Source organism: Sphingomonas sp. KC8, from assembly GCF_002151445.1.
Taxonomy (GTDB): domain Bacteria; phylum Pseudomonadota; class Alphaproteobacteria; order Sphingomonadales; family Sphingomonadaceae; genus Sphingomonas_E.
In genome coordinates, this window is the sequence record NZ_CP016306.1 from 2,606,832 (window position 1) to 2,622,546 (window position 15,715).

General features: G+C 63.5%; 15 protein-coding genes. 1 reads left to right on the forward strand and 14 read right to left on the reverse strand.

The features are described 5' to 3' along the window. From dapD to KC8_RS12345, 12 genes are all read right to left on the reverse strand, one after another. Nucleotides 1–837, reverse strand: coding sequence for a 2,3,4,5-tetrahydropyridine-2,6-dicarboxylate N-succinyltransferase (gene dapD / locus KC8_RS12295; RefSeq protein WP_010123170.1), 837 nt, complete (start codon nt 835–837; stop codon nt 1–3). Beyond that, a complete protein-coding gene (locus KC8_RS12300; protein ID WP_010123168.1) occupies nt 834–1,505 on the reverse strand; it encodes a pyrimidine 5'-nucleotidase in 672 nt (223 codons plus the stop codon). Before KC8_RS12300 ends, dapD begins: the two co-directional genes overlap by 4 nt. A gap of 51 nt (nt 1,506–1,556) precedes the next feature. Next, nucleotides 1,557–1,910 carry a HesB/IscA family protein gene (locus KC8_RS12305; RefSeq protein ID WP_010123166.1) on the reverse strand — a complete coding sequence of 118 codons (354 nt, stop codon included), beginning with the start codon at nt 1,908–1,910 and terminating at the stop codon, nt 1,557–1,559. Continuing rightward, complete coding sequence (locus KC8_RS12310) at nt 1,910–2,380, reverse strand: SUF system Fe-S cluster assembly protein (protein WP_010123163.1); 471 nt, start codon at nt 2,378–2,380, stop codon at nt 1,910–1,912. Before KC8_RS12310 ends, KC8_RS12305 begins: the two co-directional genes overlap by 1 nt. Beyond that, a complete protein-coding gene (locus tag KC8_RS12315; protein ID WP_010123161.1) occupies nt 2,377–3,567 on the reverse strand; it encodes a cysteine desulfurase in 1,191 nt (396 codons plus the stop codon). Before KC8_RS12315 ends, KC8_RS12310 begins: the two co-directional genes overlap by 4 nt. Nucleotides 3,568–3,572: 5 nt before the next feature. Further along, the gene (locus KC8_RS12320; RefSeq protein ID WP_010123159.1) at nt 3,573–4,325 is read right to left on the reverse strand and encodes a SufD family Fe-S cluster assembly protein; all 753 of its coding nucleotides are present in this window, start codon (nt 4,323–4,325) and stop codon (nt 3,573–3,575) included. Nucleotides 4,326–4,452: 127 nt separating this feature from the next. After that, nucleotides 4,453–5,196, reverse strand: a complete 744-nt coding sequence (gene sufC, locus KC8_RS12325; RefSeq protein WP_010123157.1) for a Fe-S cluster assembly ATPase SufC — start codon at nt 5,194–5,196, stop codon at nt 4,453–4,455. A 5-nt stretch (nt 5,197–5,201) separates the two neighbouring features. Then, on the reverse strand, nt 5,202–5,543 hold the full coding sequence (locus KC8_RS19840) for a hypothetical protein (protein ID WP_138956569.1): 342 nt from the start codon (nt 5,541–5,543) through the stop codon (nt 5,202–5,204). Nucleotides 5,544–5,664: 121 nt separating this feature from the next. Further along, on the reverse strand, nt 5,665–7,137 hold the full coding sequence (sufB, locus tag KC8_RS12330; RefSeq protein WP_010123156.1) for a Fe-S cluster assembly protein SufB: 1,473 nt from the start codon (nt 7,135–7,137) through the stop codon (nt 5,665–5,667). Continuing rightward, a complete protein-coding gene (locus KC8_RS12335) occupies nt 7,134–7,556 on the reverse strand; it encodes an SUF system Fe-S cluster assembly regulator (RefSeq protein ID WP_010123155.1) in 423 nt (140 codons plus the stop codon). The genes sufB and KC8_RS12335 overlap by 4 nt, the downstream gene beginning before the upstream one ends. 79 nt (nt 7,557–7,635) lie before the next feature. Beyond that, the gene (locus tag KC8_RS12340) at nt 7,636–8,538 is read right to left on the reverse strand and encodes a helix-turn-helix domain-containing protein (RefSeq protein WP_010123154.1); all 903 of its coding nucleotides are present in this window, start codon (nt 8,536–8,538) and stop codon (nt 7,636–7,638) included. A 182-nt stretch (nt 8,539–8,720) separates the two neighbouring features. Then, a complete protein-coding gene (locus KC8_RS12345) occupies nt 8,721–10,553 on the reverse strand; it encodes a DUF885 domain-containing protein (RefSeq protein WP_010123153.1) in 1,833 nt (610 codons plus the stop codon). A gap of 127 nt (nt 10,554–10,680) precedes the next feature. Here KC8_RS12345 and KC8_RS12350 point away from each other — a divergent pair, with 127 nt between their 5' ends. Continuing rightward, nucleotides 10,681–11,715, forward strand: a complete 1,035-nt coding sequence (locus KC8_RS12350) for a quinone-dependent dihydroorotate dehydrogenase (RefSeq protein ID WP_010123152.1) — start codon at nt 10,681–10,683, stop codon at nt 11,713–11,715. An 84-nt stretch (nt 11,716–11,799) separates the two neighbouring features. On the opposite strand, the gene ssb is transcribed toward KC8_RS12350, so the two are convergent. After that, a complete protein-coding gene (gene ssb, locus KC8_RS12355) occupies nt 11,800–12,372 on the reverse strand; it encodes a single-stranded DNA-binding protein (protein WP_029624217.1) in 573 nt (190 codons plus the stop codon). A 120-nt stretch (nt 12,373–12,492) separates the two neighbouring features. Next, on the reverse strand, nt 12,493–15,714 hold the full coding sequence (locus KC8_RS12360) for an autotransporter outer membrane beta-barrel domain-containing protein (protein WP_010123150.1): 3,222 nt from the start codon (nt 15,712–15,714) through the stop codon (nt 12,493–12,495). Nucleotide 15,715: the final 1 nt, after the last annotated feature.

The window sequence follows — 15,715 nt, forward strand, 5'->3', positions numbered from 1 at the left end:
TTAGTCCCGCAGCAGTTCGTTGATCCCGGTCTTGGCGCGGGTCTGCGCGTCGACCCGCTTGACGATGACGGCGCAGTAGAGCGACGGGCCGGGCGTGCCATCGGGAAGCGTGCGGCCGGGCAGGTTGCCGGGGACGACGACCGCATAATCGGGCACGCGGCCGACGAACACTTCGCCGGTCGCGCGGTCGACGATCTTGGTCGATGCGCCCAGATACACGCCCATCGACAGCACGGCGCCTTCGCCGACGATCACGCCTTCGGCCACTTCGGCGCGCGCGCCGATGAACGCGCCGTCGCCGATCACCACCGGGTTGGCCTGCAGCGGTTCGAGCACGCCGCCAATGCCCGCGCCGCCCGAAATATGGACGTTGCGGCCGATCTGCGCGCAGCTGCCGACGGTGGCCCACGCGTCGATCATCGCGCCTTCGGCCACATACGCCCCGATGTTGACGAAGCTCGGCATCAGCACCACGCCCTTGGCGATGAACGCGCCGCGCCGCGCAACAGCACCCGGCACCGCGCGGAAGCCCGCCGCGCGATAGTCGGCCTCGCCCCAGCCGGTGAACTTGCTCGGCACCTTGTCCCACCAGCTGGCGTCACCGGCCGCCCCGCCGATCAGCGCATTGTCGTTCAGGCGGAACGACAGCAGCACCGCTTTCTTCAGCCACTGGTGGACGATCACCTCGCCATTCACCATTTCGGCCACGCGCGCGGTGCCCGCGTCGAGCTGCGCGAGGGCCGTATCAACCGCATCGCGCACCGCGCCCTTGGTGTCGAAACCCAGCGTATCGCGCGCGTCCCATGCCGCTTCGATCGTCTGCGCCAGATCGCTCATATCTTGGTCCTCAATATCTGTTCCAGCCATTCGCCGACTTCGGCGATCTCGTAATCGATATAATCGGGGTGGTGCTCGTGGCCGCCATAGTCCGACCCGTTATTCACCCACACCGTCGTCATGCCCAGCGCCTTGGCGGGCCTGAGGTTGCGGGCCATGTCCTCGACGAACAGCGCCGTTTCGGGCCGCACGGCGAGTGCTGCGCACATCGCGTCATAGCTCGCCGGATCGGGCTTGGGCTGATAGGCGCAGGCGTGGATGTCGTGCACGGCTTCAAAGCTCTCACCCAGGCCGAGACGGGCGAGCACGCGCCGCGCATACCCCTCTTCGCCATTGGTGAAGATCAGCTTGCGCCCCGGCAGCTGCGCCACCGCTTTGACCAGCCGGCGATCCTCGGCGATCGCGTCCATTTCGATATCATGGACGAAATCCAGGAAGCCGCGCGGTTCGATGCCGTACGTCGCCATCAGGCCATTGAGCGTCGTGCCATGCTCGACAAAAAAGCTTTTCTGGATGCGCCGCGCTTCTTGCGGGTCCACGCCCAGCAGATTCTGGATGAACTGCCCCATCCGCGCATCGATCAGCCCGAACAGGTCCGCCGACGCCGGGTAGAGCGTGTTGTCCAGATCGAAGATCCAGCAATCGACATGGGCGAGCGCGGGCAGCATGGCGCGCGGTCTAGCGGGGGTGCCGGCTTACGGCAACCGTGGCGGCGGCGTTCAGACGGTGAAGCTTTCGCCGCAGCCGCACGCGCCCTTGGCGTTGGGGTTCTGGAACACGAAGCCGGCGGTGAAATCATCCTCCACCCAGTCCATCACCGATCCGATGAGGTACAGGATCGATCCGCCATCGACGTAGAAATCACCGCCGGGGGTGACGATCTTTTCATCGAACGGATCGGCTTGCGTGACATAATCGACCGAATAAGCCAGCCCCGAACAGCCCCGCCGTGGGGTCGACAGCTTGACGCCGACCGATCCTTCGGGTGCGCGCGCCATCAGGTCGGCAATCCGCTGTTCGGCGGATGGCGTGAGGATGAGGGCTGCGGGGCGGACGCGGGTCGCGGTCGACATTATAGCATCCCCAGTTCGAGCTTGGCTTCGTCCGACATCTTCTGCGGATCCCATGGCGGATCCCAGACGAGGTTCACTTCGGCGACGCCAACGCCGGGCACCGATCCGACGCGCAGTTCCACTTCGCTGGGCATCGATTCCGCGACCGGACAATGCGGCGTCGTCAAGGTCATGGTGACAAGCGCATGGCCATCGGCATCGATATCGACCCCGTAGATCAGCCCAAGATCATAGATGTTCACCGGAATTTCCGGATCGAAGATTTCCTTAAGGGCGGCGATCACCGCTTCATACAGGTCGCCACCCGGCTCGCCCGCACCCGCCGCCACCGGCGTCTGCGTCAGGAACCCATCGAGATAATCGCGCGAACGCGGCGCAGGCGCATCGTCCACCGCATCATCGACGCGGGCGCGCGGTGCCGGCGGTACGGCGCTGACCTCTTCGGTCCGGATCTTGGTGTCTTCGTTCATCCGAATATTCTCGTCACCCGTTCAATCCCCCGCGCCAGCGCATCCACATCGGCCTGGCGGTTGTAGATGCCGAAGCTCGCCCGCGCCGTCGCCGGCACGCCCAGATGCTCCATCAGCGGTTGCGCGCAATGGTGCCCGGCGCGGATCGCCACACCAGCTTCGTCCAATATGGTGCCGATATCGTGGGGATGCACCCCCTCGATCGCGAAACTGACAATCCCGGCCGCATCTTCGGGGCCGAACAGCCGCACGCTGTTGATGCCCGACAGCGCCGCGCGGGCAGACCGCACCAGCGAAACTTCATGCGCATGGATCGCATCGATCCCGATCGCATCGACATAATCGATCGCCGCATGCAGCCCGATCACGCCTTCGATATGCGGCGTGCCCGCCTCGAACCGCGCCGGTGCGGGCGCGTAAGTCGTGCGGGCAAAACTCACCCGATCGATCATCGCGCCCCCGCCCTGCCATGGCGGCATGGAATCGAGGATATCGGCCTTGGCCCACAGCACCCCGATGCCCGTCGGCCCGTACAGCTTATGCCCGGAAAAGACGTAGAAATCGCAATCGAGCGCGGCCACGTCCACACCCAGACGCGGCACCGCCTGGCACCCGTCGAGCAGGATCTTCGCGCCCACCGCATGGGCCAGCGCCACCGCGCGGCGGACATCCAGCACCGATCCCAGCACGTTGGAGACATGCGCCAGCGCCACCAATTTGTGCGCCGGGGTCAGCATCGCTTCCACCGCGTCCAGATCGATCACGCCATCGTCGGTCAGCGGCGCGACGTCGATTTCGATACCGATCCGATCGCGCAGCAACTGCCACGGCACGATGTTCGAATGATGTTCCAGGGTGGACAGCAAAATGCGGTCGCCCGCCTTGAGATGCGTGCCGCCCCAGCTTTGCGCGACCAGATTGATCGCCTCGGTCGCGCCGCGCACGAACACCACTTCGTCAGCCGATCGCGCACCGATGAAACGCGCCACCCGCGCCCGGCCCGCCTCGAACGCGATCGTCATGTCGGCGGAACGGGCATAAACCCCGCGATGCACCGTCGCATAATCGCGGCCATACACCTGCGCGATCGCATCGAGCACGGCCTTGGGCTTCTGCGCGGTGGCGGCGGTATCGAGATACGCCCAGCCATCGGCAATCGCCGGGAAATCGGCCAGATGATCGGCCATCACAGTCACAACAACGCCTCCAACGCCGCCAGCGCCCCGGCTTCCAGCCGCCCGCGCGCGTCATCATCGTCCAGCCCGACAAACGCACCGGCAATGAACGCCTGCAACAACAAGGCCTTGGCTTCCACCGGCGGCAAGCCCCGGCTTTCAAGGTAGAACAAAGCCTGCTTGTCGAGTTCGCCCACCGTCGCGCCATGCGCGCACTTCACATCGTCGGCGTAGATTTCCAGTTCGGGCTTGGCATTGGCGGTCGCGGTGCGATCGAGCAGCATCGCCTTCACCGATTGCACGGCATCGGTCTTCTGCGCATCGCGCGCGACGGCCACCTTGCCCAGAAAGCTGCCCGTGCCCTGCCCCGCCAGCACCGATCGCACGATCTGGTTGCTCGTCGCGTTCGGCTCGACATGGCGAACGGTGGTGACGATTTCCAACGTCTGCCCGGTGCCGCCGACAATCGCGCCGCCCAGTTCGAAATGCGCGCCATCATGCAAGGTCACGTCGATCGCGATCCGGCCGAGCCGCCCGCCGACGTTGAGGACGAAAAAGGCGCACCGCCCGCCCGCCGCCACATCGACGGCATAATCCTCGATCGTCACGCCACCCGCGTCCGCCGTCTGCGCGATCAGCCGCACCGCGCTTTCGCCAGCCGCCACGCGAATCTCTTCCGCCGCAGCCACCGGCCACACGCTCGCCACCGCGTCGATGTCGCTATAGCGCCACGCTTCGAGTTTGGCGGTGGGAACAGACAGAATCGTCACATGCCCCTCCCGTCATGCTGAACTTGTTTCAGCATCCATCCCTCCGCACGCGCCGACATCGCCTGTCGCACGATGGACCCTGAAACGAGTTCAGGGTGACGGTGGAAAGTGAGGTGAAGCCCGCTCATCACGCCGCGATCGCCCCATAGCCTTCGCGCTCCAGTTCGTGCGCGAGTTCGGGGCCGCCCGAACGGACGATCCGCCCGCCGGCCAGCACATGGACGAAATCGGGCCGGACATAATCGAGCAACCGCTGATAGTGCGTGATCAGCAGCACCGCCTTGTCGGGCTTGCGCATGATCCGGTTGATGCCATCGCCGATCACACGCAGCGCATCGATATCAAGACCGCTGTCGGTTTCGTCGAGGATGGCGAGCTTGGGATCGATGATCCCCATCTGCACCATTTCGTTGCGCTTCTTCTCGCCACCCGAAAAGCCGACATTCACCGGGCGCTTGAGCATATCCATGCTCAGGCCCAGCCCATCGGCCTGCGCGCGCGCGACCTTCAGGAATTCGCCGCCCGAAAGCGGGGCCTCACCGCGGGCTTTGCGCTGCGCATTCAGCGCCTCGCGCAGGAACTGCAGGTTGGACACGCCCGGAATCTCGACCGGATATTGAAAGCCCAGGAACAAGCCAGCGGCCGCACGCTCATGCGGCGCGAGTTCCAGCAGATCGGTGCCGTCGAGCGTCGCCTTGCCCTCGGTCACGTCATAACCCGGCCGCCCGGCCAGCACATAAGACAGCGTGGACTTGCCCGCGCCGTTCGGCCCCATGATCGCATGGATCTCGCCCGGATTCAGGCTGAGCGACAGCCCCTTGAGGATCGCCTTGCCGTCAACTTCGGCGTGGAGGTTTTCAATTTTGAGCATTATTCTCATTTCGCCTTCGGCTTGAAATCTTCGGCCAACTCGAAAAGCAAATTTCGTTCGAAAAAGTTGAACCGATCCTGGGCAGAGTAGAGAGGATTTTCAGCCGTGATAGGTTTGTCGTCAGCCCATGCTGCTGCGGCCGCTGCTAGTCGTCCTAGCGTTTGCTGAGCTTCTTCGGCACACGCTTCCTCTGCACTACTAAAGATGGCCTTGAGATTACTGCTTGAAGAATAGCCTTTTTGCGCCTGCACTAACACGCATTGCCGATAGGGCTCGAAAGCTTTCTCATATGGCTCGGGCTGAGCGGCTACGACCCAATACATCGAGAGTGCCAAGACCAAGATCACTTCACGCTGCTCCGAAACTCACCGTCACCCCGGACTTGATCCGGGGTCCCGCTGCCTTCCGTCCGCGAAAATGCGGGATGCCGGATCAAGTCCGGCATGACGGGGGTAAGGGGAGGCAGGGTCATCCCACTGAACCTTCCAGGCTGATCCCCAGCAGCTTCTGCGCCTCGACCGCAAACTCCATCGGCAATTGCTGGAGCACTTCCTTGGCGAAGCCGTTGACGATCAGCGCCACCGCTTCCTCCTGCCCCAGCCCGCGCGACATTGCGTAGAACAGTTGGTCGTCGGAAATCTTGCTGGTGGTCGCTTCATGCTCGATCTGCGCGGATGGGTTGCGCACTTCGATATAGGGCACGGTGTGCGCCCCGCACTCGCTGCCCAAGAGCAGGCTGTCGCACTGGGTGAAGTTGCGCACGCCTTCGGCCGTCGGCCCGACGCGGACGAGGCCGCGATAGGTGTTGTTCGATTTGCCCGCCGAAATGCCCTTCGACACGATCGTCGAACGGCTGCCCTTGCCCAGATGGATCATCTTGGTGCCGGTATCGGCCTGCTGGTAATTGTTGGTGACGGCGACCGAGTAAAATTCGCCGACCGAATTTTCGCCCGCCAGCACGCAGGACGGATATTTCCAGGTGACGGCGCTGCCGGTTTCCACCTGCGTCCAGCTGACCTTGCTGGCCTTGCCCTGGCACAGCGCGCGCTTGGTGACGAAATTATAAATCCCGCCCTTGCCGTTGGCGTCGCCCGGATACCAGTTCTGCACGGTCGAATATTTGATTTCGGCATCGTCGAGCGCAACCAGTTCGACGACCGCTGCGTGCAGCTGGTTTTCGTCGCGCATCGGCGCGGTGCAGCCTTCGAGGTAGGAGACGTAGCTCCCCTTGTCCGCCACGATCAGCGTGCGTTCGAACTGGCCGGTATTTTCCGCGTTGATGCGGAAATAGGTGCTCAGCTCCATCGGACAGCGCACGCCTTCGGGGATGTAGACGAAGGTGCCGTCCGAAAAGACCGCGCAGTTGAGCGTCGCGAAATAATTGTCGTGCATCGGCACGACCTTGCCGAGCCACTTCTTCACCATCTCGGGATATTCGCGGATCGCTTCCGAGATCGACAGGAAGATGACCCCGGCTTTCTTCAGCTCATCGCGAAAGGTGGTGGCAACCGACACGCTGTCGAACACCGCGTCGACGGCCACCTTGCGGCTGCCCTCGACCCCGGCGAGCACCTTCTGCTCCTCGATCGGGATGCCGAGCTTTTCGTAAACCTTGAGAATCTCAGGATCCACCTCGTCCAGCGAGCCGAGCTTGGGCTTCGCCTTGGGGGCCGCATAATAATATGCGTCCTGATAATCGATCGGCGGCACGTTGAGCTTGGCCCAGTCGGGCGGGGTCAAGGTCAGCCACAGCCGGAACGCCTTCAGGCGCCATTCCAGCATCCATTCCGGCTCATTCTTCTTGGCCGAAATGAAGCGGACGGTGTCTTCGTTCAGGCCCTTGGGCGCGAAATCCTGTTCGATTTCGCTGGTGAAGCCCCATTCGTAGGTCGACGCCTTTTCGGCGGCCTCGAATGCTTCGCGGTTGCGGACTTCACTCATGCCGGGGCTCCTGCAAGGGTGGCGAGGCTGACCCCGCCTAGCGCGCCCTTTACCGCGCTGTTCACTGCCGTCCAGTGCGGACGGACGTGGCAATCCGCTTCCAGCCCGCAATCATGGCGGCCATGGTCCACGCACGCCGTCATGGCAATCGGTCCTTCCACCGCCTCGATGATTTCCGCCAGGCTGATGGCATCCGGATCGCGGGCGAGGCGGAATCCGCCGCCGGTGCCGCGCGCCGATGTCAGCAAGCCAGCGGCCGCCAGCCGCCCCATCAGCTTTTGCGCCGTGGGCAAAGGCACGCCGGTCTCCTCGGCCAGCAGCGCCGCCGACAGCCGCACATCCTCCCCCTCCGGCCGCCCATGGCGGGCGGCGGCGGTCAGCATCACGACCGCATAGTCGGCAAGGCTGGAAAGACGCATAGGCTCCAATCGGACTGATTCGTTCCGATTGCCACTTGGGGGCGCGACGCCCCAACGTCAACCCGTCTCAATCAGACGCTCAACTCACCAGCGCCAGCCGCGGCAAGGAACCGATCAATTTGCGCCGCGCCAATGTCAGCCGCGTCACCGGCGTCGGCGCCCGCCGAAACTGCGATGGCGTCTGCCCGTTGAAATGCTTGAACTCGCGGATGAAGTGCGACTGATCGTAAAAGGCGTCGCCCGCCGCATCCGCCCAGCCCGACGCATCGGCAAAGCGCGTCGCCGCCCGCAAGGCGCGATATTTGCGCGCCAGCAACTTGGGCGGCGCGCCATAGATTCGCCGGGTCAGCCGTTCCACCTGGCGGGCGGATACACCTGCTTGCCGAACCAGCGCATCCACCGAAGGCGACGCGTCTTCGGTCAGCCACTTATCGGCGAGTTCCGTGAACCAATATGCCGCGTCAGCCGCATCCGTCAGCAGGCCACGCATCACCGCATCGACCATGTGGACCATCCTGGACCCGCGATTGTCGAATCGCATCGCGTCGAGGGCGTCTTCCAGCATGCCACCAAAAACATCGACCGCATCCACCAGCGAATCGGCAAACCGGCTGGCGTCATCTTCAACCAGGGCAGCCCAGCCCGCAGGCAGAATGCCGACGCCGAAGACAAGCACCGGCCCCGCCACATCGAAGCGAGTCGCACCGGTCGTCGGTCCCAGCAAAGTGATTTCCGGCGCGGCAAGGCTGCGGCCATCTGCGAAACCATAGCTTCCCAGACCAGAAATCATGAAGCGCAACTGCGCCATGTCCGCCCGCACCATATCGGAAACGAACGGCAAATCAGCACGAAAGACATAATAAGCCGAAAGGTAACGGCGCAAATCAGGGGCTGGCGCAAAATAGCGCAATCCGATCGCGCTGCTGCCCAACTCCCCGTTGCCCACGTCCGTCCAGCTCCCCTCGTCGTCCGTACATCCCATTCGGTCGCATCATCAGTCTTAGATGTCACGCCGAAAAAAAGACCCGGCCGGAAAATCCGGCCGAGTCTTAAGGGAAAGGTCTCTCATCCATCGATGATGAACCCTTCGGGTCGCAGGACAGGCTCTAACGAACAATCATTGCCAATTATTGGACAGAATCGACTCGATCGCTACGCGAGAGATCAATTCGCTGTTACCGAGGCAACCCAGGCATCCACCTGCTTTTCCAGAATATCGAGCGGAACAGGCCCGCTTTTCAAAACGGTATCGTGAAAGCCGCGTACGTCAAAACGGCTGCCCAGCGCAGCTTGCGCCTTATCGCGCAGTTCGCTGATCTTCAGCCGGCCGATCATGTAGGCCGTTGCCTGCCCCGGATAGACGACATAGCGTTCGATTGCCTTGACGATTCCACCGGGAGCATCGGCCGAATTGGCCTCCACATAGCGAATCGCCTGCTCGCGACTCCACCTCTGATGGTGGATGCCAGTGTCCACCACCAACCGGATCGCGCGATGCAGTTCGAGCTGGAGGCGCCCGAAATCGCGGTAGGGATCGGTGTAGAGCCCCATGTCCTTGGCGAGTTTCTCCGAATAAAGGCCCCAACCTTCTGAATATGCGGTCACACCACCGAACTGGCGGAACGGCGGCACATCTTTCAGTTCGGTCTGGATCGTCCGCTGAAGGTGATGGCCGGGCAAGCCTTCATGGTAGAACAACGCCTCGACCTCGGTCATCGGCATGTCGGCCATGTCATAGAGGTTGGCATAATAGGTGCCGGGACGCGATCCATCGGGTGCGGGGCTTTGATAGAAAGCCTTGCCGGCGGACTTTTCCCGAAACCCTTCAACCCGCTTCACCACCAAAGGGGCCTGCGGCAACACGCCGAACCACAAAGGCAGCTTGGCCGTCACCCACTGCTTCGCCTTTTCGGTTTCAGCCAGATATTGCGCACGTCCTTCTTCGCTATTGGGTGCATAAAAACGCGTGTCGGCGCGCATGAACTGGAAAAAGGCCGACAGATCGCCCTTAAACCCGGTCCGCGCCATGATCCCCTTCATCTCCCCATGGATGCGGGCAACATTATCGAGGCCAACCTTGTGGATCTGTTCCGGCGTCAATGCGGTCGTTGTATAATTCGCCAGCCGTTCGGCATAATAGGATGCACCATCCTTGAACCGCCACACGCCGTCATCGACGCCAGCCAGCGCCTCCTGACGCACCATTTCGGCAATCAGCCGGTTGAATGCCGGCTTCACGCCGGATGTCAGTGCGGCCGCGCCAGCCGCTATCAGCGCATCCTTTTCCCCTTGCGGGATATCCAGCCTCGCGACCTTGGTCTTGAGATCAGCAAATAGCGGAGCATCCGCGCTATCCCCGAACGGCGCTCCCGCAATGACGTTCTTCGCGTCGGAAATCACATAAGGGTAAACCCATTTGGGCGGCATAAGCCCCTTGGCGGCGCGGCTCCCGGATTCAGCAATGATCTGATCGATTGCGCCTCCCAAACCTTCCAGCCGGCGGACATAAGCCTCGGCATCGGCCTTGGTGGTGACGCGGTGAATGTTGATCAGAAAAGCCGGGAGCTGGCTCTGTGCGCCATTCATCTGATCGAACGCATATTCATGATCGCGATAGGCAAAGGCCCGATCGCGCCGTTCGATCATCTTTTCGAACAGTTGGAACGATAGCCGATTGTTCGCATCGAGCTTATCCGGATCGAAACGACGACGCATTTCCGCCAGCGCAGCCAATTCGGCATCATGCTGGCGTATTTCGGCCGCATCGGAAAAATCGTTCCACCTGCCATAATCGGCGTCCTTGATCGCGCGATACGCCTTGCTCATCGGTGCACGGGCGAGTTCCGCATCGTCAAAATCGACGAAAAACTGCTGGATTACGGTATTCTGGTCGGCTTCGGCCGTTATTGTCGGGGCCGGGGCGGGCACGGGCGTTGCCGCTGATGCGCTGGAAACCGCGAGCAGCACAGTGGTGGATAGAAGAAGGATGCGAACCATATTGGCTCCCTGCCGAAAATGCGATCGTCTGGCCCCAAGGGTGGATTAGCGTACGGAGACGCACGGTCAAATGTCCGGATGTTGTAAAGCGGATGACGACAACGACGCGACAGGCTAGGCGGCCACAATGGCTATCTATCCACTGATCCGTCCGCTGGTTTTCCGTATCGACGCCGAAAGCGCGCACCGCCTGACGGTCTCGGCGTTACGGCTGAAGCCATCGGGTGGGCGCCCCGCCACAGACCCCCGACTGGTAGTGAATCTCGCCGGCCTCACCTTTCCCAATCCGGTCGGCCTGGCCGCAGGCTTCGACAAGGACGCCCAAGTGCCCGATGCGATGTTGTCGCTGGGTTTTGGATCCGTCGAAGTCGGCACGCTCACCCCGTTCCCCCAACCCGGCAATCCACGTCCGCGCCTGTTCCGGCTGCCGGAGGATCGGGCAGTCATCAACCGCATGGGTTTCAACAATGGCGGGCAAGCGGCAGCACTGGAACGCCTGCTCAAGCGCCGCCATCGCCCAGGAATCGTCGGCGTGAATATCGGCGCAAACAAGGACGCCGCCGACCGCATCGCCGATTATGCCAAGGGCGTCATCGTGATGAAGGACGTAGCGGATTATCTGACCGTCAACATCTCGTCGCCAAACACACCGGGCCTGCGCGCGCTCCAGTCGCGCGCGGCGCTCGATGAATTGCTCGCCGGGGTGATGGAAGCGCGCGGCAGCCAGCGCCCGCCCGTGTTTTTGAAGGTCGCGCCCGACCTCGAGCCCGCCGATATCGACGATATCGCCGCCGTTGCCGCCGATCGCGGGCTGGATGCGCTGATCGTCGCCAACACCACCATCACCCGTCCACCGCTGCGTTCGGCCCATGCCGGTGAGGCCGGTGGCCTGTCGGGCGCGCCGCTCCATGATCTGGCGCTTCAACGGTTGCGTGATTTCCGCACCGCGACCGGCGGCACGATCCCGCTGATCGCGGCGGGCGGCATCGCATCCGCCGAACAGGCCTATGCGCGTATCCGCGCGGGAGCGAGCCTCATCCAGTTGTACAGCGCGCTTGTTTATGGCGGGCCAGGGCTTGCCCGCCGTATCGTCCAGGGCTTGCCCGCCTTGATGACGCGCGACGGATTCGCCCGCATCGAGCAGGCGATCGGCACCGACTGAGCTTTCCCCAGCAACGAAAAAGGGACTTTGCAGGCCTGATCCCGCAAAGTCCCTTTCCTGTAATCGGCGATAATCCTGTCCGGATCAGAACGGCACGTCGTCGTCGAGATCGCTGTCGAACGGATTGGATGGACGCGCACCGCCACCGGTGCCACCCGAGCGGCCACCGCCGCCACCGCCGCCGAAACCGCCGCCGCTGCTCATGCCCGACGAACCCGAACCGCCAAAACCGGAATCACCTTCGTCCCAGCCGCTGCTGCCGCCCGCGCCTGAACCGCCACGGCCGCCGCCGCCCGAGCCGCCACCCGGCCCATCCAGCATCACCAGCTGGCTGTTGAAGCCCTGCAGCACGATTTCGGTGGAATATTTGTCTGCGCCCGACTGATCCTGCCATTTGCGCGTCTGAAGCTGGCCTTCGATATAGACCTTGCTGCCCTTGCGCAGATATTGTTCGGCCGTACGCGCCAGACCTTCGTTGAAGATCGCCACCGAATGCCATTCGGTCTTTTCACGGCGTTCGCCGGTGGCGCGATCCTTCCAGGTTTCGGATGTGGCGATGCGCAGATTCACCACCTTGCCGCCATTCTGGAAGCTGCGCGATTCGGGATCGCGGCCCAGATTGCCGACGAGGATCACCTTGTTCACGCTGCCTGCCATATTCGTCTCCCGGATGAGCGATCCGACGATCGCCACGATGCCGCATCCATAAACTCCCGTCCGCGATACGCAACCGGCGGACGGGATCCCATGGGATGGGACTGTGGAAGCGACGTTGACCTAGAAGCCCAGATTGATCGATGCGCGGAACGCGACCGAAGCATGGCCCTGCTGTTCTTCGGCGCTGAATTCACCGCCGGCGGTGAAGCCCGCATTGCCACCGAGCAAACGCAGGCGCCCGACCCATCCATTGGTGCGATCTTCCGGCGTGAGCGTGAACGCCTGCCCGCCGGCAAAGCGCGCCGTCGTCTGGCCGAGACTGCCACCGATGATCTGGCGGCGGCCACCTTCGACTTCGGTGCGGAACCAGCCGGATTCGCCCTTGTTGTCACCAAAATTGAGACCGATTGCGAGGGTGGCGTTGGCGGCCAGTTCGTCGCTGGTGCGGTTTCCAACAATCAGATCGAACGCGGCACCGCCGCCATTTTCGCTGTAACCCTTTTCTTTCAAACGATAATAATCGACAGACGCGGCAGGGCGCAGGCTGATCCGGCCGACGCGCGCTTCGTAGGAAGCGCCGCCCGCCGCGGAAACCAGCGTGCCATTCCATTTGCCCCGCGTATTGCGGGTGACGTTTTCGTTGCCGATCTGGCCGTCGAAATGGCGCTGTCCCTTGAATGTGATGCGCGCGCCCGATGCACGGGCAAAGGTGTGGAGCGCCCCGAAATCCGCCCGCCAATACCCCGCCAGTTCGAACTGGTTGGACTGGACTTCATTGTCGGTGCCACCGTCCGCATCCTTGCCGTACAGATAAGCGAGCGAGAGACCGAAATTACCGATCGTCTCGGTCTTGGCCTCCGCGCCGCCGCTCAACCCCCAGCCGGTGATGTCGTAGGCCGCCGTGCTGCCCAGGCTTTTCGACGTCCCCCACGCGACCTGCTGAAGCCAGAAACCCCAGCGCCCCTGATCCGAAAACGGCGCGCGCGGATCCGCCAGCATCCGCGCGGTGGCACGCGAACCCGATGTCACCGCTTCGAAGGTCCCGCCGGCATGATCGGGCAACATCTGCTGCACCTGACGGCGGAACCGATCGCCATCGCCGATATCGAGGATGGCACCCGCCATCTTCGCATCCTTGTCGATCACGCCGAAAATCGCGCCATAGGCCGCGCCCTGTGACGTATTGAGGCCCAGTTCGGTCGCCGTCTTGCGCTTGATATCGATCGCGAGTTCGCCGGCATTGGCCCCGGCGACCACTGCGCTTTTGAACAGGAAGGGCAGCGCGGCATTCGATGCGGTGAGGTTGGACCCACCGGTCAGGCCGCCCGCGCGGATGATGGTATAGACGCCTTCGGAATCCGAAACATTGGCGAGCTTGACGATCACCTTCGATCCGGCGGTGAAACTGGCATCGCCCGCGACCTGATAAAGCGTGGCGCTATCGGTTGCGCCATTGATGTTGACGCGGATCGCGCCGGTTGCCCCCACCGACAGCGAGGCCAGCGAAACCGTGCCGCCATTGGCGATGTCGAGCGTGCCACCCGCAACGCTGAGCGCCAGCCCCTGCGTGCCGGCCAGCGTGCCGGAAAAACGTGCGGTATCGGCCAGCGTGAGGCTGTCGGCGCCGCCGCCGAAATCGGCGGTGCCGCTGAACACCGAAGTACCCGACAGCGCCATGACGTCATTGCCAGCGCCGAACTGCGCCTGGCCGAGATAGGCCGCGTCCCCCGAAAGCCTGAGGCTGTTGTTGCCCGCGCCGAAGCGCGTGGTGCCGGACACGCCACCATCGGCAATGTCGAGCGTATCGCCGCCCGAACCGAACAGGATATCGCCCTGAATCACCGGAGCGGCCGCACCCTGCGCCGCCACCAATTGCCTGATCGTCGCGCCGCCGCTGTTGGCGGTAAGATCGATCGCGACATTGCGAGCGGAATCGGCGGCGGCGCCCGAAGCCTGAATCCCGCCGCTATTCTCGATCAGCGTTACCGTGCCCGCTTTGTCGACGATCGCCGTGGCCGTGCCTTCGGCGGCGCCAACGGCGGCCTTGATCTGCCCACTATTGCGGATGGTGGTGACATTTGCGCCGGCATCGATGCGGATCGCCGTGGCCTGCGCCGTCGCCCCGGTTCCGGCGGCCGCGCCGATCGTGCCGCTGTTGCGGATTTCCGCAACGGTGGCACCGCTGCCGATGCGCATGGCGGTCGCGCTGGACCCTGCGCCGACGCCCGTCGCCGTGACGCTGCCGCCCACCGTCATCCCGCCGGCGATGGTGACGGCCCTGCCCTGCCCACCAACCACGAGGCCATTGCCCGCGACCCCGGCGAAAACGCCGTTGCCGGTGACCGCGCCATTGATGACGAGACCATGGCCATTGGCATTGCCCGCCACCGCACCAATGGTGACATCCTGCCCGGCCGAACCGATTTCGACCGCCGCCGCCGACCCGTAAGACGCAACGGCCGCCGAACCTTCCTTCGAATCTTCGATGCCGTCCTTGTCTTCGTCCTTGTCGTCGGGCTTGGTATCCTTGGGTGGCACCTCGAAAATGATGCCGCCGGCGACATTGCCCGCCACGCGCAACGCCGGCCCGCCCTGCAACAGATCATCGGCGTCGAGCTTGCTGGGATCGGTCACCGACGTGCTGCGATAGCCGGTCGCGCTGATGCCGCCCTGGATCACCAGCGCGCCGCCGACATTGCCGTCGATCGCCGCACCAACGGACCCCTGCCCGCGCGCGCCGATCCCGCCGCTCAGCTTCACATTCCCGCTGACATCGCCAGTGCGCACGCCGTAGCCGCGATCCCCGATGACTTCGATCGTGCCGCTGCTGTTGAGCGATCCGGCCAGCGGGCCGCCCAGGACGATGCCGCCCGAATCATTGCCTTCGATGGCGATCGCGCCGGTATTGACGATGTTGCCTGTCATCGCGCCCGCCGTGCGGATGCCGAACCGGTTGCTGCCCTGCGCCAGCGGCCCATCCAGATCACCATCCTTGTCCGTGTCGACCGGCTCATAGGTTTCTACAAGGCTGATCGTGGCGCTGTTGGTGATCGTGGTGGCCAGCCCGGCATTGACCAGAATGCCGGTGGCGTTGCTGACATTGCTGAACTTGATCGCGCCTTCGTTGGTGACCGCATGGGCGCTGTCGACCGTGACGCCGGCCCCGCTGGCCGTGGGTTCGATCGAACCGGCGCTGGTGATCCTGATCGCATCCGCCGCGCCATTCTTGATCGTCGAAGTGGCGATCCCGGCGGTACGCTTGTCGGTAACCGTGGTTTCGGCATGAAGCGGGGCGGCCAGCAGCAGCGGCGTCAGGCAGGTCGTGGCAAACAGGCTTCGCATC